The following is a 19,155-nucleotide window of genomic DNA, read 5'->3' as shown; positions in this document are numbered from 1 at the left end:
TCCAGGACTCCCGACCATGTCCCACGATCTCAATGAAACGCTGATCTTCGTCAAAGTGGTCGAGCAGGGCAGCTTCATCGCAGCTGCCAAAGCGCTCGGCCTGCCCAAGACCACTGTCAGCCGCAAGGTGCAGGAGCTGGAGACACGGCTGGGCGCGCGCCTGCTGCACCGGACCACGCGCCGTCTTGGCCTGACCGAGGCGGGCTCGATCTACCACGAGCACTGCCAGCGCATCGCGCGCGAGCTGGAAGAAGCCGAGAGCGCGGTCAGCCAGTTGCAGTCCGGCCCACGCGGCTGGCTGCGTTTCACTGTGCCCTACTCCATCGGCATCACCTGGATCGCGCCGTTGCTGGGCCAGTTCCATGCGCAGTACCCGGAAATCCGCCTGGACATGCACATGGGCAACGAGAAGCTCGACCTGATCGCCGGTGAAGCCGATCTGGCCCTGCGCGTCGGCGCCCTGCCCGATTCCAACCTGGTCGCACGCAAGCTCGGCAGCCTGCGCACGCAGGTGTTCGCCAGCCCAGCCTACATCGAGCGCTACGGCGAACCACTGCACCCGGAAGAGCTTCAGTTCCATCGCATCCTGGCCATGCGCAAGCCCTACCACACTGGCAATTCACCGCGCTTTACCTGGCAGCTGGGCGAGAACGGAGGGGAACTGCGTGACTTCCCGGTGACGCCGCTGATGACGGCCAACGACATGTCCGCGCTCAACGGCGCGCTGGTGTGCGGTGAAGGCCTGCTGCTGACCGGCGATGTGATGGCCAAGCCGTTCGTCGAGTCAGGCATGGTCCGTCGCGTGCTTGCCGGGTGGACAGGTCCGGAGGTGGATTTCAACGCGGTCTTTGCCGGCGGCCGCCTGGTCTCGCCGAAGGTGCGCGCATTCGTCGACTTCCTGGTGGAGAAGCTCAACTTCGACGCCAATTACATGCTGGCGCAGTGCCCTGGCGCGAAGCTCGCGCGGCAGCAGCAGGAGCAGGAAGATGCCGCGCTTGAGATCAGCGGCAAGCGGATCCTGGAGAAGGTGGCCGCGCCGGCGGCGTGAAGCGGGGCCTGCCCGGCGTCATGCGGTGCGCTGTTCCAGCAGATGCTCGATCAGTGCCCGCAGCTTCGGCTCGGCCTGGCGCCGGCTGGGGTAATACAGGAAGAACCCTGCGAACCACGGACAGTACGGCTCCAGCACGCTGACCAGTTCGCCACGCTGCAGCCACGGGCGCCATGTGTCCTCCATGCCGAAGGCCAGCCCGGCGCCCGCCAATGCCAGGCGGGTCATCGTGGCCATGTCATTGCTGGTGATCTCCGGCTGCACATCGACGCTGAACTCGCGTCCGCGCTCTTCGAATTCCCAGCGATAGGGCGCCTTGCGTGGTGCGGCGCGCCAGCCGATGCAACGGTGCCCGGGCAGCTCGCGCGGGTGCCTGGGCACGCCGTGCTGCTGCCCATACCGCGGAGTGCACACCACCACCTGCCGCTGCCGGCCGGACACCGGAATCGCCACCATGTCCTGTGCGATCACCTCGCCCAGCCGCACACCCGCGTCGAAACCCGCCTCGACGATGTCGAACTCCTCGTCGGTCACCGTGATGTCCAGCTGCAGCTCCGGGTGCCGGGCGGCGAAGCTGGCCAGCAGGGGACCGGCCAGGAAATGCTCGGCAATGGAGGACACGGCCAGGCGCAGCTGGCCCTTGAGGGTGCTGCCGCGACGCAGCGTGGACTCCACGGCACTGCCCAGCTCAGCCAGGGCGGGCCTGACCGCCGCAAGCAGCGCCTGCCCGGCATCGGTGAGGTTGACGCTGCGGGTCGTGCGCAGCACCAGAGCGACACCGAGCGATTGTTCCAGCCGGGCGATGGTCTGGCTGACGGCCGACCGGGTCACGCCCAGTTGCTGGGCCGCTCCGGTGAAGCTGCTGCAGTCGGCTACCCGCTGGAACACCGCGAGGGCATTGAGATCGACGGACATTGGTAAGTAGATCTATACAAGGTAGTCAGCAGTCGCCATCTTATCGCGACGAGGCAGGCTGTCTACCGTGGCTGCACCGGGCACGACCCGGCATTTCCCCCTAGCCCTTCCGGAGACCTGCCATGAGCCATTCCCGAACCATCCTGATCACCGGTGCCTCCAGCGGCATCGGCGCCGGCATCGCCCGCTCGCTGGCGCAGCCGGGTGCCCGCCTGGTGCTGGGCGCGCGCCGCCTCGAACGGTTGCAGGCGCTGGCGGATGAACTGCGCCAGCACGGCGCCGACGTACGCGTGCATGCGCTGGACGTGACCCAGCGCGCGCAGGTCGAGGCGTTCGCCACTTCAGCCCTGGAGGAATTCGGCGCCCTTGATGTGATCGTCAACAATGCCGGTGTGATGCCACTGTCGCCGATGGCATCACTGAAGGTGGACGAATGGGACCGGATGATCGACGTCAACATCCGCGGTGTACTGCACGGGATCGCAGCCGTGTTGCCCCATATGTGCGCACGCGGCCGCGGACAGATCATCAACATCGCGTCCATCGGCGCGCTGTCGGTCGTACCGACCGCTGCGGTCTACTGCGCCACCAAGCACGCGGTACGCGCCATCTCGGAGGGCCTGCGCCAGGAACACCGCGAGCTGCGGGTCACCTGCATCCACCCCGGCGTGGTGGAAAGCGAGCTTGCGGACAGCATCACCGACCCGGTCGCCGCCGAAATGATGGTCGGCTATCGCGCCATCGCCCTGCAGCCGGATGCGATCGGGCGCGCGGTGCGGTTCGCCATCGAGCAGCCCGACGACGTGGACGTGAACGAGATCGTGGTGCGGCCGACGGCCGCAGCATGACCCGGCCGCCGTTCCTGCGCTAGGCGCCGCGCATCTCGCCCAACGAAAATGCCGCCTGCAAGGGCGGCATTCCCGTTCCGGCTGCGCCGGACCTGCACGCACGCGCCGCGCGTTACTGCTGCAACGGAATCACACGGATTTCAACACGGCGGTTCTTGGCACGGCCGGCATCGGTGCTGTTGTCGGCAATCGGGTACGCCTTGCCGGCGCCCAGCGTTTCGATACGCACGCTCTGCACGCCCTGCCCGATCAGGTACTGGGCGACCGAATCGGCGCGCTCCTTGGACAGGCGGTTGTTGACCGCATCGCTGCCGATGCTGTCGGTATGGCCGACCACTTCGATCATGGTCTGGTTGTAATCACGCAGGGTGCCGGCCACGCCGTTGAGCGCGCCGTAGAACTGCGGCTTCAGTGCCGACTTGCCGAAATCGAAGGTGATGCCGTCGGGCAGGTTCAGCATGATGTTGTCGCCCTGGCGCTGCACATCGATGCCGGTGTTGGCAGTGCGCTCGCGCAGCGCGCGTTCCTGGCGATCCTGGTACTGGCCCACGGCCGCGCCACTGAGCGCGCCGATGCCTGCACCGATCAGCGCGTGCTGGCGGCGCTCGGTCGCACTGTCGCCGCTGAGCAGGCCGGCGGCCACGCCAATGGCGGTACCGATCAGCGCGTTGCGACCGGTCCGGTTCTGCTGCTCGGTCGGGTTGCCGTACTGATCGCTCTGCACGTAGGAACCGCCGGTGGCGCAGGCCGACAGGACGGCCGCGCTCATCAGGGCCAGTGCGACATTGCGGGTGGTGTTGCGGATCATGATGGTCTCCTTGGTTTCCGGTCGGGCCGGCGGCTTGCGGGCCGCCCAGAGGATAAACAGCAGGACGCGATGCCGGGATGATGAACACGCCGCTCGACAGGCCCTTGTTCAGCTAGCTGTCTGGAACCCCGCGACGGCGCTTTACCCCGCTCCCGACTGGCGGTAGGCGGCGAGCGCTGCATCCCGGCCGGCGGCCAGATCCACCAGGGGGCTGCGCGGATACTCCGGCGCGTGCTCGGCCAGCCACTGCGGATGCTGCCACGGCGCGAAGCGCGCCTTCACCGGCAGCGCCGCCAGTTCCGGTACCCAGCGGGTGATGTAGCGCGCCTGAGGATCGAACTTTTCGGCCTGGGTGATCGGATTGAACACCCGGAAGTAAGGCGCTGCATCCGCACCGGTACCGGCCACCCACTGCCAGCCCATCGTGTTGTTGGCCAGGTCGGCATCGACCAGTGTGTCCCAGAACCAGCGTGCGCCATGCAGCCAGTGCGCGCGCAGGTGCTTGCACAGGTAGCTGGCGACGATCATCCGCACCCGGTTGTGCATGTAGCCGGTATGCCACAGCTCGCGCAGGCCGGCATCCACGATCGGTACACCGGTGTTGCCGCGCTGCCAGTCATGCAGCTGGCCGGCGCTGGGCGTGGCCCACGGAAAGCGGTCGAAGCGCGGGTTGAGGTTGCCGGTGGGGGTCTCCGGAAAGTGATGCAGCAGGTGGTAGGCGAAGTCACGCCAGCCCAGTTGCCGCAGGTAGCCATCGATGTCGGCGTCGGTACCGGCGCTGCGCAGCCCTTCCAGCGCATGGGCGATGCGCCAGGGCGCGATCTCGCCGAAGTGCAGGTGCGGTGACAGCCGCGAGGTGCCGACCCGGTCCGGCAGGTCGCGCTGCGCGCGATAGCCTCGCAGCGCGCCGTCCTCGAACACCGAAAGCGCCTCCAGCGCGCCGGCCTCTCCCGGCTGCCAGTGCTCCCAGAAGCCCTCGTCCCAGCCGAGCGCCGGTGCCAGCCCGAGCGCCTGCAGCGACTCGCCTTCGACGGCATGCGCTGCCAGTGCCGCGGGCGCCGCCTGCAGCCCGGGCAGGCGCCAGCGACTGAGCACGTTGCGCCAGTAGGGGGTGAACACCTTGTACGGCTGCCCCTGCTGGGTGGCGATATCCCAGGGCTCGAACAGCAGACTGCCGTTGCAGCTCTGCGCATCGATGCCCTGCTCGCGCAGCGTGCGCTTGATGGAGGCATCACGTGGCTGGGTGGCGGGCTCGTACTTGCGGTTCCAGTACACCGCCGTGGCACCGGTCCGTGCGATCAGTGCCTGCAGCACCGGCAGGCTGTCGCCGATCTGCAGCACCAGGGAAGAACCGCGGCCACGCAGATCCGCATCCAGCGCGGCGAGCGAGCGATGACTCCACGCGTTGGATGCCGCTCCCGGCGCCCACTCGCCTTCTTCGTGCGGCGCGTGGATGTACACAGGGACCACATCGTGCCCCGCATCCAGTGCGGCCTGCAGGGCCGGATTGTCCTGCAGCCGCAGGTCGCGACGGAACCAGACCAACGCTACCGACACGTGCACCGCCTTTGCTGTGGAAGGCGGCCATGATAGCCAGCACAGGTGAAGACCGCGCAGGGGCGCAACGCCGTCCGCAGCCGGACTATTTCCCGGCGTCGAAACGCTGCATGGCTTCGCGGATCAGCGTACGCGCCTCGGCCGCGTTGCCCCAGCCCTGCAGCTGCACCGGGTTGCGTCCGGCTGGCAGATCCTTGTACACGCGGAAGAACGCCTCGATGCGCTGCCGCTCGATCTCCGGCAGATCGGCCAGATCGCGGACGCCTGCATAGCTCGGATCAACCTTGTCGGTCGGCACGCCGATGACCTTCTCGTCATGTTCGCCGCCATCGATCATCTTCAGATAGCCGATCGGGCGGAAGCGGATGATCACGCCGGGGTGCAGGGGTTCACGGGTCAGTACCAGCGCGTCCAGTGGATCGTTGTCACCCGCCAGCGTGCGCGGCATCGAACCATAGTTGGCCGGATAGGCCACCGGCATCGACTGGAAGCGGTCGACGTGGACCAGCCCGTCGTCCTTGATCTCATACTTGGTGAAGCTGCCAGCGGGAATTTCCACGGCCAGGTTCACCTCCTGCGGTGCCTGCTGCGGCTGGGCCGCCAGGAACGGATGCAGCACCGCATCAGCGGCGGCCACCGCACCGGCCAGCAACAGCAGAGCGGCACCGATGGCAGCAAGAGGAACGATGCGTCGGGGCATGGTCATCGGCGTCTCCTTATTCCCAGCAACGGTCGGCGCGACCCTTGGCAGTCTGCGCGCGCGGGCAGTCGCGTGGCGTGATGCGGCCGTCGGTCAGCTCCGTGCGCTGCTTGCCCCCGCTGGCGTCGCGGCGCAGCTCGAAAGCATCGTACAGCTGCCCGGTCACCGTGCGCGCCTCATAGCGCAGGTGCTGCGGATCGATGCGCAGCACCTGGAACAGCTGGGTGTCCTCGGCCACCGGGGCCATCGTCCTTCGGGCTTCATCGGAAAGACGGTACTGCTTCGGTCCCGCCACGGTCACCACGTACTGTGGTGTGGCGGCCTGTCCTTCGCCACGGCGGCCATAGGTGTGGTCGTGCCCCTGCAGCACCAGATCCACCTGGTGACGACGCACCACCGGCAGCAGCACGTCACGCAATGCGGCGTTCTCGCGGCCTTCGCGCGGCGAGTAGAACGGCTGGTGCAGCATTACGATGGTCCACGGCTGCGGATTGCCGGACAGCACCTTGTCCAGCCAGTGTGCCTGGGCCTGGGCGGTGCCGAGATCGAGTGCCGAGGTTCCATCAAGCACGGCCACGCGCACGCCCTGCGCATCGAACCAGTAGCTGGTCTGCTGCGCGGCAGGGGCGCCATTGCCCGGCAGTGCGAAGGTCACCGGCCAGTGCCGGCCCAGTACGCGGCGTTCCTGCGGGGTGTCCTCGAACTCCTCGAAATACTCGTGATTTCCGATGGCAGGCGCCACCAGTGTTTCCTGCGCCAGCCAGCCGGCGGCGGCGAACCATTCACCCCATTCACTGTCGTCCACACCGTCGCCGCCGCTGACCAGGTCACCCGCGAACAGGCTCAGGCGAGCGTCCGGTGCCGCCTTCTGCGCGGCCCGGACCACGCGGCTGACGTGACTGAGATTCTTGTTCTGGGTATCGCCGAAGTACAGCAGCGTCAGCGGCTGTCCGGCGGTGGCCAGCGTGCGCAGCTGGTTCCATGCACTCCAGCCTGCCCTGCCCTGCACACGGTAGATGTATGCGGTATCCGGCTGCAGGCCATCGATGTCAACGCGGTGATGGTGCGACAGGCCGTTCTCGGTCTGCAGCGCCCGCGTGGTCGCGCGCAGCGCGCGAATGCCTTCGATGGCCGGCGAATCGCCGGCACGCGCGATCTCCAGCAGTGGCGCCTGTACGCTGCCATCCGTGCGCCAGGCCACGGCGAATCCGTGGCTGGGGTCGGCCGAGGGCGAGGCAACGATACGATCCGGCAGTGGCGATGCCGCATAGTGGCGGCTGCCCGCCGGCACCTGCGTGTTGGGTTCGACCGCCGCGGTGACCAGCAGAGGCAGGGCCAGCAGCAGGCTGGCGACGAACGCGCGCGTGCTGTGCCGCCTCATGCGCCACACTCCAGCGGCAGCGCCAGCTGCCTGGCAATGCTTTCCCAGTCAAAGGCGACCACGCCCTGATCGTCATGCACCGCATACAGCGCACCGTGCGGGAACCGCGTGCTGGGCTGCTGCATCAGCCAGATGCCATCGGTATTGGCCACGGTATTGCCCTGGAAGGCACCGACCGGCTTCAGCGTGTGCCGATCGAACAGATGGAACACGCTGCGCTGCTTGCCCTGCTCGGTGGTGATCCACCAGCCGTCCTTGCCGCAGGTCCGCAGGGTCACCCCTTCGGCCTGCGCCTTGAACACGTCACGGCCGAAGGTGGTGCCGGTGAAGCGGCCTGCCAGCGTATAGACCTTGAACTCGCTGGCGTAGCTCTCATCCTCTTCGGCAATCAGCAGACGGTCGTTGTCCGGATCGCCCCAGATCGATTCGACCACGCGCAGCGCACCGGCCTCACTGGTGTCGCCGATGTCGGCGATGCGCTTCGCGTCGATCTTCGCGCCGTCGCGGGAAACGTGGTACTGGCGCACGCGCTTGTCCAGTTCCGCCAGCGGCGGCAGGATGTCGCGGCCCTGTGCGTCCTCGCCGTTGTCCCAGGAGTCCGTGACGTAGACGCTGTAGCCGTCCGCCCTGCGATCGACCCACAGCCCATAGGGCTTGCGCAGATCTTCGGCAGCGAACGTCGCCAGTGGTATGAAGTCCGGCAGGGACAGGACCTGGACCCGGTGATTGTCGCGTTCCACGATCCACAGCAGGTCGTCGGTCACGGCGATGCCATTGGGGCGATCGAACTGTCCCAGGCCGGTACCGGTGGCACCGACGTTGCGCAGGTGACGGCCGGTGCTGCCGTCATACACCACCAGTTTGTCGGTGGCCTTGGCGGTGGCGATCAGCCAGATCTGCCCGTCCGGCGTGCGCCAGGTTGCGGGCGAATCGATGTTGTCGGCGGGCGTGAGTGGCGAGACGAACGCCTCGGCAACGGTGGCCACCGTGCGCGCCGGAGGCGTCGGCGACGCCGCATGTGCCGCCGGCGCGCGGTCGGCCGCTGGCGTGCAGCCCACGACCAGCGCGGTTGCGATCGCTGCCACGAGCACCGGAACGTGCCGCCCCATCACAGCGCCACCTTCAGGCCCAACGCATAGGTGCGGCCATATTCTTCCATCTGCAGCGTGCGCGAGCGCGTGCCCTGGTACAGCTCCAACGGCTTGTCCAGCAGGTTCTGCGCCTCGAAGTACAGGCTGACGCGCGGGCTGAAGCGATAATCCAGCGAGAAGTCGAGCTGCGTGTTGGGTGCCACGTAGATGTCGAATGCACGGCCCTTGCCGATGCTGTCCAGATATTCGCTGCGGTACACCGCAGCCAAGCGGGTGCTCAGGCCATATTTCTCGTAGCCGACGTGCGCGCTGTACACGTGCTTGGAGGCACGCGGCAGCGTGAAGTCCTCGCCGGCACGGTCCGCGATGCCGGCATCGAATTCGGTATCCAGCCAGGTGCCGCTGGCCCCGACCAGAAGACCGTCGAAGCCTGCCGGCAGGAAGGCCAGCTGCTGCTGCCAGTTGAACTCGGCGCCGCGTACCGTGGCCTTGCGGCCATTGATCGGCTGGGTCACGTCGAAGCCGTCGTAGTCCGGATCATTCGTACGCACGGTTTCCACGATATAGCCGTCGATGGACTTGTGGAACAGGCCAAGCGAAACGATGCCGGTGCTGCCGATGTACTTTTCCAACGACAGGTCGATGTTCTTCGACTCGTACGGATCCAGCTCGGGATTGCCCAGCCGCACTTCCTCGTCGCCGCGGCTGTAGCCCACACGGGGCGAAACGTCGCCGAAGGACGGGCGCGAGACGGTCTTGTTGGCCGAGGCGCGTAGCACCCAGTCATCGGCTGCGTCGTAGCGCAGATGCAGGCCCGGCAGCACATTGGTGTAGCTGGTGTTGGCCACGCGCGGGGTGACGGTGAAGCTGCGCCCGTTGGCCGCCACCTCGACCTGGTTGCCCACCGCCCTGAAACGGGTGTTCTCCACGCGTGCGCCGCCGATGATGCGCAGCGCGCCGATATCCCAGGTCCCCATCGCATAGCTGGCGAAGATGTCTTCGCTGGCCACATAGTCCTCTTCCAGCGATGCCAGGGCATTGGCGCCGGCATCCTGCGGCCGGGCGCTGTACTGGCTGCCATTGGCCGCCCAGTAGGCCCGCATCGCCGCCGAATCCATGCCATCGCCCAGGTTGCCATGGCGATGCTCGGGGGCCGACGTGGTCCAGCTCGACAGTGCCACCTTCGGGCCCACCCGCAGCTCACGCTCGTCGGTATTGACATCGCGGTCGCGCCAGCGGCCCAGCAGGCCGAACTTCAGGCTGCTGCTGTCGCCGTCGAAGCGTACGTTGACCTGCGCGCTGTGCTCCTTGTCGTTGACCTGCTTGGGCGAAAGCACGATGCGGTCGAAGGCGTAGTTGCCGTTGTCCAGCCACTGCGGGTTGTCGAAACTGTAGGTCGGCAGCCGGCTGCGCTGGTCCAGGGTGCCGTTGAAGTCATCACCATCCAGTGTGAACCGCGCCTCCATCTCGTCGTTCACCCGCTCCTCGGTGCGGGTGTAGCCGATACGGTAATCGACCACCGCGCTGGTCAGCCGGTTCTCGCCACCGAGGCTGGCTGCGAAGATGTTCTCTTTCTTGGTGCGGTAACGCATGCGCTTGTCGATCGCATCGCCCGGCATGTCATCCAGCCGGTACTGGTCGGTGCCGGTGCGCACCATGTCGGCATCGTCGAAATTGAAGATCACCCGCTGGCGGGTCTCGGCATCGTCGAACTGGCTGTACAACGTGCGCAGGTAGTACTTGCTGTCTTCATTCGGGCGCCAGTCCAGGTTGAGGTTGGCGCCGATGCGCTTGCGCTCGATCTCGTACTTGCGGTGCTGCAGGTTGATCGCGGTGACATCCCCCGGTGCAGCATCATCCTCGCCGTCGTACTCCACTTCGGTGTTGTCCGATTCAAACCTGCGCTTCTGGTAGTTCACGCCCAGCGCGATGCCGAACGTATCGGCGAACACTTCGCTGTAGTTGAAGGCGGCCTTCGGGCTGGTTTCGCCCGAGAGCTGCTGGTGGCTGCCCTCGATCTTGGCACGCAGGCTGCGCCCGTCGCGATCGAATGCCGAGGCCGATTCGACCAGGACCGCACCGCCGATCGCGTCGCCGGGCATGTCCGGGGTCGGCGACTTGACTACGCGCAGCCGCTCGGTGGAGTCGGAGGGAATGACATCCAGCGGTGCAGCGCGGCTGGAGTCCTCCGGCGTACCCACGGCGATTCCATCGACGCTGACGCTGTTGAGGTTGGCGTCCAGGCCCCGGATGACCACGAAACGGCCTTCGCCCTGGTCGCGGGTGACGCTGATGCCGGGTAGACGCTGCAGCGATTCGGCCACGTTCTTGTCCGGATACTGGCCGAGGGCGTCGGAAGACACGGCATCTTCAATCGCGTCGCTGCTGCGCTTCAGATCGACCGCGCGGATCTGCGATTCGAGCTGCGCACGCACCTCGACGCGGTCCAGGTCGATCGCATCGACGGCCGCTGCCCCCGTGGCGGCGACCGTCTGCTGGGCGGCGGCCTGCAGCGGAGCGCTGGCCCCCATCGCCAGGGTCAGCGTGATGGCAACGGCCAACGGAGTCTTGATATGCACTGGGAATCCCCATTCCTGTTAAGAATGGGTCTGGACGGTATGTCCGCAAGGTTGCATGGCCATGACAGACGCCCTCGCTCCGCGCCCGCTGGCTGCGCTCCGTTTGGGGTTCCGTACCCCGATCCGGCAGAATGATCGCCTCTCCCTTCCCCCCTTTCCGACCATGAAGATCGTCGAAGTGCGCCACCCGCTGGTGCAGCACAAGATCGGCCTGATGCGCAACGCCGCGCTCAGCACCAAGGATTTCCGCGAACTGGCCAACGAGCTGGGCACGCTGCTGGCCTATGAGGCCACCGCTGACCTGGACACCGAGCCGCACACCCTGCCCGGCTGGGCCGGTCCGGTGACCGTGCAGCGCATCGCTGGCGCCAAGATCACCGTAGTGCCGATCCTGCGGGCCGGCCTGGGCATGCTCAGCGGCGTACTGTCGCTGATCCCTGCCGCCCGCGTGAGTGTGGTCGGCCTGCAGCGCGATGAGGAAACCCTGCAGCCGGTGCCGTACTTCGAGCGCCTCACCGGGCGCCTGGAAGAGCGCGATGCGCTGATCCTGGACCCGATGCTGGCCACGGGCGGCACCCTGATCGCCACCATCGACATGCTCAAGCGGGCCGGTGCGCGACGCATCAAGGGCATTTTCCTGGTCGCCGCTCCGGAGGGCATCGACGCGGTCAAGGCAGCGCATCCGGATGTGGAGATCTACACGGCGGCAATCGACGCCCAGCTCAACGAAAAGGGCTACATCCTGCCGGGCCTCGGCGACGCGGGCGACCGCATCTTCGGCACCCGCGTCGGCTGACCGGTGCGACGGGGTCAGATCCCTTTCGCAGAAAGGGCTCCGACCCCGGCACTCACCCCAGCGCGCGCGCCTTCAGTTCACCCTGCTCGTGCAGGGTCACGAAACGCCCCTTGTCGTCGCGCCCCAGCTGGGCCAGTGCGACCTGCGGGTCGTGGGTAAAGAACAGATGCACGTTGCGCGCCAGCTTGTCCTCCAGGAACTGCCGCTTCTCGTCGATCAGCAGTTCCGCATTGCGGTCATATCCCATGGTGATCGGCACGTGCACCCACGAGCGCCCCGGAATCAGGTCAGCGCAGAACACCACGCCACCGCGCGCGACCTCGCCTGCATGCCCATGGCCGACGATCTCGGCCAGCATCAGCCCCGGCGTATGACCATCGCTGTAGCTGAAACGCACGCTGCTCCCCAGCGCCCGGGAGAACTCGCCGTCGACCACTTCCAGGCGCCCACTGGCCTGCAGCAGCCCGGGCAGCTCCGGGATGAAACTGGCACGGTCGCGCGGGTGCGGCTGAAGTGCGCGCTGCCAGTGCTGTGCACCGACCACATAGGTGGCATTGGGAAACAGCAGTTCGGGCTCGCGCCCCTCGCTCCATGCTGCCAGCAGGCCGCCGGCGTGGTCGAAGTGCAGGTGGCTGAGGACCACCACGTCGATGTCCTCGTGTTCGAAGCCTGCCTCACGCAGCGAATCGATCAGCACGTGCTGGCTTTCCTGCACGCCATAGCGCTCGCGCATGCGCGGATCGAAGAACGCGCCGATGCCGGTTTCAAACAGGACCGTCTTGCCTTCCAGCGGGCTGGCCAACAGCGCGCGGCATGCCAGCTCGATACGGTTCAGCTCATCCGGTGCCGCCCATTTTTCCCACAACGCACGGGGTGCGTTGCCGAACATCGCACCGCCGTCGAGGCGCTGCGAGTTACCACGAATCGACCAGAGTTTCATGCGCCGATTATCGTCGGCAGGCCGTTAAATAATCGCTAGAACGAAACTGCAGCGCCCTGCCGTTGCGGGCAGGGCGCTGCGGCTCACCGTCGGCCGGATGGGACCCGGCGAGCCCGGCCGTTACCTGCCGGGCACCACCTGGGCGCTGCCGACCGGGTTGCGCGGATCGCTGCCGCCGAACAACCGGTTGCTCCTGCGATCCCATTCCACCGTCTGCAGATTGCCCCAGACGTGGCTGGAGCCGCGGCCACCGGCGGCGACATTCCCCGGCAGATCGATCTTGTGGCCCATCGCCTGCAGCTGCTTCACGGTGGCCGCGTCGAACGCGTTGTCTTCGGCCTCGATCAGGTCCGGCAGCCACTGGTGGTGGTAGCGTGGCAGCGCGGCGACCTGCTGCGCGTCCAGGCCGGCGTCGTAACCAAGGATGCCCAGCAGCACCATGGTGATGATGCGGCTGCCGCCGGGGGTGCCCAGCACCACGACCTTGTCGGCGTTCTCCATGAAGGTCGGCGTCATCGAGCTGAGCATGCGCTTGCCCGGCTTCGGTGCGTTGGCCTCGTAGCCCATCACGCCGAACGCATTGGGCGTGCCCGGCTTCAGCGCGAAATCATCCATCTCGTTGTTCAGCAGCACACCTGTGCCCTTGGGTATCAGGCCCGAGCCGTACAGCAGGTTGACGGTCTGGGTGGCGCCGACGCGGTTGCCATCACGGTCGATGATCGAGAAATGGGTGGTCTCGTCGTCCTCCAGCGGCGTCGGATTGCCCGACAGCAGGTCGCTGGGCGTGGCCTTCTCCGGATGGATGGTGGCACGCAGGCCCTGGGCATAATCCTTGCTGGTCAGTACTTTCTGCGGGATCTGCACGAAGTCCGGATCGCCCAGGAAGAACGTGCGGTCGCGGTAGGCGCGCCGCATCGATTCGACTACCAGATGGGCGCGGTGCGCCGGATCCATCTGCTTGATGTCCCAGCCTTCCAGGATCTGCAGCATGCTGGCCAGGGCGATGCCACCGGACGACGGCGGCGGCGCCGTGGTGATCTTCCAGCCGTTGTAGTCGAAGACGATCGGCTCGCGCTGCTTCACCCGGTAGCCGGCCAGCTCCTCGGCGGTCCAGCGGCCACCGGCCTGCTTCACTCCGGCCAGCAGCAGCTTGCCGGTCTGGCCCTTGTAGAAGCCATCGAAGCCACCTGCCGCCAGCCGCTCCAGCGTCTGCGCCAGTTCCGGCTGCCGGAACACATCACCGGTGGCGATCGGCCTGCCGTTGCGCAGGTACACCTCGCGGGTCCCGGGGTAGCGCTCCATCACCTCGCGGCGCGAGGCATAGCCCTTGGCCATCCGCTCGTACACCGGGAAGCCGTCGCGGGCGATGCGGATGGCCGGTTGCAGCGAAACCGCCAGGGGCAGCCTGCCGTGCCGGGCCGAAAGCTCCACCAGTGCCGCAGGCAGGCCGGGGATACCCGCCGACCAGGCGCCGTTGACCGAGCGGTCGCGATCCAGGTTGCCCTTCCCGTCGAGGAAGGCCTGCGGCGTGGCAGCAGCCGGCGCGGTCTCGCGCGCATCCAGCATCACGTCCTTGCCGGTGGCCGCATCATGCAGCAGGAAGAAGCCGCCACCGCCCAGGCCGGAACTGATCGGCTCGACCACCGCCAGCGTCGAGGACACCGCCACCGCGGCGTCGAACGCGTTGCCTCCCTGCGCAAGGATGTCGACGCCGGCCTGGGTGGCCAGCGCGTGGCCGCTGGCAATGGCAGCGCCATCGGGACGTTCGGCACGGGCCGGCGCATCGGCCCAGGCAAGCGGGCTCAGCAACAGGCCGAGCAGCAACACGGGACGGGCGAGCAGCGTCTTCATTCGGATGGGGGCTCCGCGTAGAGTTCGGGATGATCGTGCTGCAGCCGGCGCAGTTTGGCCAGCAGCTGGTCTTCCGTTTCCACGATCTCCGGGTCCGGATCGATGCATTCGACCGGGCAGACGACCACGCACTGTGGCTCGTCGAAATGGCCCACGCACTCGGTACAACGGGCGGGGTCGATCACGTAGATGGTTTCACCCATCGCAATGGCCTGGTTCGGGCAGGCCGGCTCGCAGACGTCGCAGTTGACGCAGAGCTCATTGATTTTCAGCGACATGGCGATACTCCTCGCCCGCGCCTTGGGACAAAGGACCGGCCAGCGCGGGCGCGCGGGCCGGTCAGGTCATCGGTGGCGCCCGCTACAGGCGCCACCCGGGCCACGTTGCAACGTGGCCGCCACGGCTCGGTCTTACTTGGCTTCGACGAAAATGTACTCGGCACCGGTCGGCTGCACGGCCGCCTGCACGCGGGCGTTGTCGGCCGACTGGCCGATGAAGACGACGCGCACGCCCTTCATCGAATCCGGCGACACGTCCTTGAACACGGCCTGGATCATGTCCGCCATCTTGCCCGAGGCCGACGAACCGAAGGCCAGCATGTTGCCCGGCTGCACGCCACGGGCCACGGCCTGGGTCGCGCTCTCGGTCTGGCGCTCGTACTTGGCCTGGAAGTCCGGGTCCGATTCCGGCGAGAGGTAGTACAGGAACGGGCTGTTGGAGATGTTGCCCATGTTCTGGATGGCGACTTCCTGCAGATACTTCTTCCAGCCTGCGTCGTCGTCCTTGGACGGGGCGACCAGCGCCTGCTTGGCTTCGTCGACCGGAGCGGCCTCTTCCTTCTTGCAGGCGGTGAAGGCCAGGGCCAACGAGGCGATCAGCATCGCGCGCATGGTGGTGTTCATGGTTTCCTCCCGGAATGGTGCGTGGTGTTGTACGTAAGGGGTGCGGGTACGGCGGGGCTTACGACTGGGTCGATTTCGCCTCGCGGACCCTGCGCAGGGCTTCAAGCACCGCGGCCGGCACGAAGCCGGACACGTCGCCGCCCAGGCGCGCGATCTCGCGGACCAGCGAAGACGAAATGAAGCTGTGCTGCTCGGCCGGCGTCAGGAACAGGGTCTCGACTTCCGGGATCAGGTGGCGGTTCATGCTCGCCATCTGGAACTCGTATTCAAAGTCCGACACCGCGCGCAGGCCGCGCAGCAGGACCCCGCCCTGGACGGAGCGTACGAAATGGGCCAGCAGGGTATCGAACCCGCAGACCTCGACGTTGCCATGGTGGCCCAGGGCATCCCGGGCCAGCTGCACGCGCAGTTCCAGCGGCAGGGTCGGCCCCTTGGACGGGCTCTGCGCCACGCCGACCACGACCTTTTCAAACAGCGGCGCGGCCCGGTTCACCAGGTCGATATGACCGTTGGTGATCGGATCGAACGTGCCGGGGTAGACGGCAATGCGGCGGTTGGCCACGGTCATGGGCGGTTGCAGATGTTCAGATGAGGTCAAAGTGTAGCAGCGGCGCGGCGGTACAGGGCAAAGCGCACCTCACGGGTGCCGCCCTCGCGGTGCAGCAGCCAGTCCGGCGGCAGCACCGGGACGTGACCGGCCGGCGACTCCAGGTAGAGCCAGGCGTCGGCTGCCAGATGGCGCGGCAGCTGGGCCAGCACATCCTGCCAGAGGCCATCGGCGAACGGCGGGTCGATGAACACCAGATCCGCCTGCTGCGCGGGCGCGCCCTGCAGCCAGCGCAGGGCATCGGCCTGGACCACGGTGATCTGCGCGCTGGCCTGCAGCTTGGCGACGGCGGCCGACAGATTGCGGCCGAGCTGGGCATCGCGCTCGACCAGGGTGGCGTGAGCGGCGCCGCGCGAGACGGCTTCCAGGCCCAGCGCGCCGCTGCCGGCAAACAGGTCCAGCACGCGGGCCCCGGCCAGTCGGGGCATCAGCCAGTTGAACAGGGTCTCGCGTACGCGGTCACTGCTGGGCCGCAGGCCCGGCAGGTTCGGCACCGGCAGGCGGGTATTGCGCCAGCGCCCGCCGATGATGCGGACCTGGCCGTCATTGCCCCCACGGCCGCTCATCGGCGCCACCGGCGGAGGGTGTTCGAGAATTTCAGCATGAGCGGGATTGTAGTTCGGCCGGGCGGCGCCCGGCACCCGCAGAAGCCAGAGCAACGGCTGGAGCAACGGCAAAGGCTGGCTGTGGGTTGGCGGGGTGGGTCAGGTTGTGGGGGACGCCGTGAACCCATCCCTGGGGGCTTGGCCGCGGCATCCATGCCGCGGACACCCCCACAACCTGACCCACTCCGCCTTCGACCGTTTCCTGCGATCTGTCGGAACGGCTCTTGGGGTCAGATCCGTTTTCCTGTGGAAAACGGATCTGACCCTGGCTTGGATCTCGAGATCTGAGAGATTTCATCCACGCACGGCGTGGATCTAGTGGCCACCGGCCAACTGTCGAAGGCGGGGCACTGTGGGTTCGCGGGGTGTGAGCCGCATGGATGCGGCGACCAAGCCTCCATGGACGGATTCACGGCGCCCCCGCGAACCCACAGTGCCCCGCCATCCCTCGGAATGCACGCTGTTGCTTTTGCTCTGGCCTCTGCGGGTGCAGGGCGCCGCCCTGCCCGACCAACCCCCTTGATTTCGGGACAATCACCCCTACCCCTTGGCGAGGCCGCACGCGCTGGCGCGGCATTGCACACGGAGCCCTATCGATGACCGAGACGACCCAGACCGAAACCCTTGGCTTCCAGACCGAAGTCAAGCAGCTGCTGCAGCTGATGATCCACTCGCTGTACTCCAACAAGGAGATCTTCCTGCGCGAGCTGGTGTCCAATGCCGCCGACGCAGCCGACAAGCTGCGCTTCGAGGCGCTGACCCAGCCGTCCCTGCTGGAAGACGACAGCGACCTGCGCGTGCGCGTCAGTTTCGACCCGGCCGCCCACACCATCACCATCGAGGACAACGGCATCGGCATGAGCCGCGCCGAGGCCATCGCCCACCTCGGCACCATTGCCAAGTCCGGTACCGGCGACTTCCTGCGCCAGCTGTCCGGCGACCAGAAGAAGGACTCGCAGCTGATCGGCCAGTTCGGTGTCGGCTTCTACAGCGCGTTCATCGTCGCCGACGAAGTCGAAGTCACCTCGCGGCGGGCCGGCCTGGCCAGCAGCGAAGGCGTGCGCTGGACCTCGCGCGGCGAAGGCGACTTCGATGTCGCGACCCTCGACAAGCCCGAGCGCGGCACCCGCATCGTGCTGCACCTGAAGGACGGCGAACACGACTTTGCCGATGGCTGGCGCCTGCGCAGCATCCTCAAGAAGTACTCCGACCACATCGGCCTGCCGATCCAGATGCCGAAAGAGGGGGGTGAAGAGGGCGCGGCGGTCGAATGGGAAACCGTCAACCGTGCCAGCGCGCTGTGGACCCGTCCGCGCACCGAGATCAGCGACGCCGAGTACAGCGAGTTCTACAAGCACGTGGCACACGACCACAGCGATCCGCTGGCGTGGAGCCACAACAAGGTCGAAGGCAAGCTGGAGTACACCTCGCTGCTGTACGTGCCGGGCCGTGCACCATTCGATCTGTATCACCGCGATGCGCCCAAGGGCCTGAAGCTGTATGTCCAGCGCGTGTTCGTGATGGACCAGGCCGAGCAGTTCCTGCCGCTGTACCTGCGCTTCATCAAGGGCGTGGTCGATTCCAACGACCTGTCGCTGAACGTCTCGCGCGAGATCCTGCAGTCGGGCCCGGTCATCGATTCGATGAAGGCCGCGCTGACCAAGCGCTCGCTGGACATGCTGGAGAAGCTGGCAACCGACAAGCCCGAGCAGTACGCCACGTTCTGGAAGGAATTCGGCCAGGTGCTGAAGGAAGGACCGGCCGAGGACTACAACAACCGCGAGAAGGTGGCCGGCCTGCTGCGCTTCGCCTCCACCCGTGGCGAGGGCGATGCCCAGACCGTCTCGCTGGCCGACTACATCGGTCGCATGGCCGAAGGCCAGGACAAGATCTACTACCTGACCGGCGAGAGCTACAGCCAGGTCCGCAACAGCCCGCACCTGGAAGTGTTCCGCAAGAAGGGCGTGGAAGTGCTGCTGCTGACCGACCGCATCGACGAATGGCTGATGGGTTACCTGACCGACTTCGACGGCAAGGGCTTTGTCGACATCGCCCGTGGCGACCTCGACCTCGGCGCGCTGGAGACCGAGTCGGACAAGCAGGAACAGGAAGCGGCGGCCAAGGACAAGCAGGCCCTGATCGAGCGGCTGAAGGCGGTGCTCGGCGACGACGTGGCCGAAGTCCGCGTGTCGCACCGGCTGACCGATTCGCCAGCGGTGCTGGCCATCGGCGAACAGGATCTGGGGCTGCAGATGCGCCAGATCCTGGAAGCCAGCGGCCAGAAGGTGCCTGACAGCAAGCCGGTGCTGGAGATCAATCCGGGGCACCCGTTGATCGCCAAGCTCGATGGCGAGGCCGATGGTGATCGTTTCGATGATCTCGGCCGCGTGCTGTTCGACCAGGCCGCGCTCGCGGCCGGCGACAGCCTGAAGGACCCGGGCGCCTACGTTGCGCGCCTGAACAAGCTGCTGCTGGAGCTGTCGGCCTGACACGCACGGTGGTCGCCGGGCATGACCCGGCGCTGCCG

17 protein-coding genes are annotated in these 19,155 nt (G+C 66.9%); 4 read left to right on the top strand and 13 right to left on the bottom strand.

Annotated features, from left to right (window positions below; all coding sequences use genetic code 11):
• The first annotated feature begins 16 nt into the window (after positions 1 to 16).
• A complete protein-coding gene (locus tag AC5P5M_RS09525; RefSeq protein WP_065174970.1) occupies positions 17 to 1,048 on the top strand; it encodes a LysR family transcriptional regulator in 1,032 nt (343 codons plus the stop codon).
• 18 nt (positions 1,049 to 1,066) lie between these two features.
• Here AC5P5M_RS09525 and AC5P5M_RS09520 read toward each other — a convergent pair whose 3' ends face one another.
• Positions 1,067 to 1,963, bottom strand: coding sequence for a LysR family transcriptional regulator (locus AC5P5M_RS09520; RefSeq protein ID WP_460256447.1), 897 nt, complete (start codon positions 1,961 to 1,963; stop codon positions 1,067 to 1,069).
• Positions 1,964 to 2,085: 122 nt separating this feature from the next.
• Here AC5P5M_RS09520 and AC5P5M_RS09515 point away from each other — a divergent pair, with 122 nt between their 5' ends.
• Entirely contained in the window at positions 2,086 to 2,811 is a 726-nt protein-coding gene (locus AC5P5M_RS09515) for an SDR family oxidoreductase (RefSeq protein ID WP_459061887.1), read from the top strand.
• A 112-nt stretch (positions 2,812 to 2,923) separates the two neighbouring features.
• Here the strand turns inward: AC5P5M_RS09515 and AC5P5M_RS09510 are convergent, their stop codons facing one another.
• The 6 genes from AC5P5M_RS09510 to AC5P5M_RS09485 form a co-directional block, all read right to left on the bottom strand.
• Positions 2,924 to 3,619, bottom strand: a complete 696-nt coding sequence (locus tag AC5P5M_RS09510) for a YiaD family glycine zipper/OmpA-like lipoprotein (RefSeq protein WP_053517326.1) — start codon at positions 3,617 to 3,619, stop codon at positions 2,924 to 2,926.
• Positions 3,620 to 3,760: 141 nt separating this feature from the next.
• Complete coding sequence (locus AC5P5M_RS09505; protein WP_459061886.1) at positions 3,761 to 5,176, bottom strand: cryptochrome/photolyase family protein; 1,416 nt, start codon at positions 5,174 to 5,176, stop codon at positions 3,761 to 3,763.
• An 85-nt stretch (positions 5,177 to 5,261) separates the two neighbouring features.
• The gene (locus AC5P5M_RS09500; RefSeq protein WP_065174967.1) at positions 5,262 to 5,882 is read right to left on the bottom strand and encodes an inorganic diphosphatase; all 621 of its coding nucleotides are present in this window, start codon (positions 5,880 to 5,882) and stop codon (positions 5,262 to 5,264) included.
• 10 nt (positions 5,883 to 5,892) lie between these two features.
• Positions 5,893 to 7,257: a purple acid phosphatase family protein gene (locus AC5P5M_RS09495; RefSeq protein WP_460256445.1), complete on the bottom strand. Its 1,365-nt coding sequence runs from the start codon at positions 7,255 to 7,257 to the stop codon at positions 5,893 to 5,895.
• Positions 7,254 to 8,366, bottom strand: a complete 1,113-nt coding sequence (locus AC5P5M_RS09490; protein WP_459061884.1) for an NHL repeat-containing protein — start codon at positions 8,364 to 8,366, stop codon at positions 7,254 to 7,256. The genes AC5P5M_RS09495 and AC5P5M_RS09490 overlap by 4 nt, the downstream gene beginning before the upstream one ends.
• Positions 8,366 to 10,879: a TonB-dependent receptor gene (locus tag AC5P5M_RS09485; protein WP_495205859.1), complete on the bottom strand. Its 2,514-nt coding sequence runs from the start codon at positions 10,877 to 10,879 to the stop codon at positions 8,366 to 8,368. Before AC5P5M_RS09485 ends, AC5P5M_RS09490 begins: the two co-directional genes overlap by 1 nt.
• Positions 10,880 to 11,090: 211 nt before the next feature.
• Here AC5P5M_RS09485 and upp point away from each other — a divergent pair, with 211 nt between their 5' ends.
• Positions 11,091 to 11,723 carry a uracil phosphoribosyltransferase gene (upp, locus tag AC5P5M_RS09480; protein ID WP_053517320.1) on the top strand — a complete coding sequence of 211 codons (633 nt, stop codon included), beginning with the start codon at positions 11,091 to 11,093 and terminating at the stop codon, positions 11,721 to 11,723.
• 52 nt (positions 11,724 to 11,775) lie between these two features.
• On the opposite strand, the gene AC5P5M_RS09475 is transcribed toward upp, so the two are convergent.
• The 6 genes from AC5P5M_RS09475 to rsmD all read right to left on the bottom strand — a co-directional run bounded on the left by AC5P5M_RS09475 (position 11,776) and on the right by rsmD (position 16,589).
• On the bottom strand, positions 11,776 to 12,663 hold the full coding sequence (locus AC5P5M_RS09475) for an MBL fold metallo-hydrolase (protein ID WP_053517318.1): 888 nt from the start codon (positions 12,661 to 12,663) through the stop codon (positions 11,776 to 11,778).
• 120 nt (positions 12,664 to 12,783) lie between these two features.
• A complete protein-coding gene (ggt, locus tag AC5P5M_RS09470) occupies positions 12,784 to 14,514 on the bottom strand; it encodes a gamma-glutamyltransferase (protein ID WP_197600423.1) in 1,731 nt (576 codons plus the stop codon).
• Positions 14,511 to 14,792: a YfhL family 4Fe-4S dicluster ferredoxin gene (locus tag AC5P5M_RS09465; protein ID WP_053517316.1), complete on the bottom strand. Its 282-nt coding sequence runs from the start codon at positions 14,790 to 14,792 to the stop codon at positions 14,511 to 14,513. The genes ggt and AC5P5M_RS09465 overlap by 4 nt, the downstream gene beginning before the upstream one ends.
• A gap of 132 nt (positions 14,793 to 14,924) precedes the next feature.
• Entirely contained in the window at positions 14,925 to 15,416 is a 492-nt protein-coding gene (locus tag AC5P5M_RS09460; RefSeq protein WP_053517314.1) for a hypothetical protein, read from the bottom strand.
• 58 nt (positions 15,417 to 15,474) lie between these two features.
• Entirely contained in the window at positions 15,475 to 15,984 is a 510-nt protein-coding gene (gene coaD, locus AC5P5M_RS09455) for a pantetheine-phosphate adenylyltransferase (RefSeq protein ID WP_053517312.1), read from the bottom strand.
• A 26-nt stretch (positions 15,985 to 16,010) separates the two neighbouring features.
• Complete coding sequence (rsmD, locus tag AC5P5M_RS09450; protein ID WP_053517311.1) at positions 16,011 to 16,589, bottom strand: 16S rRNA (guanine(966)-N(2))-methyltransferase RsmD; 579 nt, start codon at positions 16,587 to 16,589, stop codon at positions 16,011 to 16,013.
• Between the two features lie 635 nt (positions 16,590 to 17,224).
• Here rsmD and htpG point away from each other — a divergent pair.
• A complete protein-coding gene (htpG, locus tag AC5P5M_RS09445) occupies positions 17,225 to 19,117 on the top strand; it encodes a molecular chaperone HtpG (RefSeq protein WP_053517309.1) in 1,893 nt (630 codons plus the stop codon).
• The last annotated feature ends 38 nt before the right edge of the window (positions 19,118 to 19,155 follow it).

It is taken from the genome of Stenotrophomonas sp. YJH_SMC_106-19 (assembly GCF_059368375.1).
Note: the sequence above shows the minus strand (reverse complement) of the source record. Positions and strands in the feature narration are given on the sequence as shown.

What these genes read in the sequence shown, in the direction of transcription:
- AC5P5M_RS09525 (WP_065174970.1), top strand. Translation starts at nt 17, where the DNA reads ATGTCCCACGATCTCAATGAAACGCTGATCTTCGTCAAAGTGGTCGAG.
- AC5P5M_RS09520 (WP_460256447.1), bottom strand. Translation starts at nt 1,963, where the DNA reads ATGTCCGTCGATCTCAATGCCCTCGCGGTGTTCCAGCGGGTAGCCGAC.
- AC5P5M_RS09515 (WP_459061887.1), top strand. Translation starts at nt 2,086, where the DNA reads ATGAGCCATTCCCGAACCATCCTGATCACCGGTGCCTCCAGCGGCATC.
- AC5P5M_RS09510 (WP_053517326.1), bottom strand. Translation starts at nt 3,619, where the DNA reads ATGATCCGCAACACCACCCGCAATGTCGCACTGGCCCTGATGAGCGCG.
- AC5P5M_RS09500 (WP_065174967.1), bottom strand. Translation starts at nt 5,882, where the DNA reads ATGACCATGCCCCGACGCATCGTTCCTCTTGCTGCCATCGGTGCCGCT.
- AC5P5M_RS09495 (WP_460256445.1), bottom strand. Translation starts at nt 7,257, where the DNA reads ATGAGGCGGCACAGCACGCGCGCGTTCGTCGCCAGCCTGCTGCTGGCC.
- AC5P5M_RS09490 (WP_459061884.1), bottom strand. Translation starts at nt 8,366, where the DNA reads ATGGGGCGGCACGTTCCGGTGCTCGTGGCAGCGATCGCAACCGCGCTG.
- AC5P5M_RS09485 (WP_495205859.1), bottom strand. Translation starts at nt 10,879, where the DNA reads ATGGGGGCCAGCGCTCCGCTGCAGGCCGCCGCCCAGCAGACGGTCGCC.
- upp (WP_053517320.1), top strand. Translation starts at nt 11,091, where the DNA reads ATGAAGATCGTCGAAGTGCGCCACCCGCTGGTGCAGCACAAGATCGGC.
- AC5P5M_RS09475 (WP_053517318.1), bottom strand. Translation starts at nt 12,663, where the DNA reads ATGAAACTCTGGTCGATTCGTGGTAACTCGCAGCGCCTCGACGGCGGT.
- ggt (WP_197600423.1), bottom strand. Translation starts at nt 14,514, where the DNA reads ATGAAGACGCTGCTCGCCCGTCCCGTGTTGCTGCTCGGCCTGTTGCTG.
- AC5P5M_RS09465 (WP_053517316.1), bottom strand. Translation starts at nt 14,792, where the DNA reads ATGTCGCTGAAAATCAATGAGCTCTGCGTCAACTGCGACGTCTGCGAG.
- AC5P5M_RS09460 (WP_053517314.1), bottom strand. Translation starts at nt 15,416, where the DNA reads ATGAACACCACCATGCGCGCGATGCTGATCGCCTCGTTGGCCCTGGCC.
- coaD (WP_053517312.1), bottom strand. Translation starts at nt 15,984, where the DNA reads ATGACCGTGGCCAACCGCCGCATTGCCGTCTACCCCGGCACGTTCGAT.
- rsmD (WP_053517311.1), bottom strand. Translation starts at nt 16,589, where the DNA reads ATGAGCGGCCGTGGGGGCAATGACGGCCAGGTCCGCATCATCGGCGGG.
- htpG (WP_053517309.1), top strand. Translation starts at nt 17,225, where the DNA reads ATGACCGAGACGACCCAGACCGAAACCCTTGGCTTCCAGACCGAAGTC.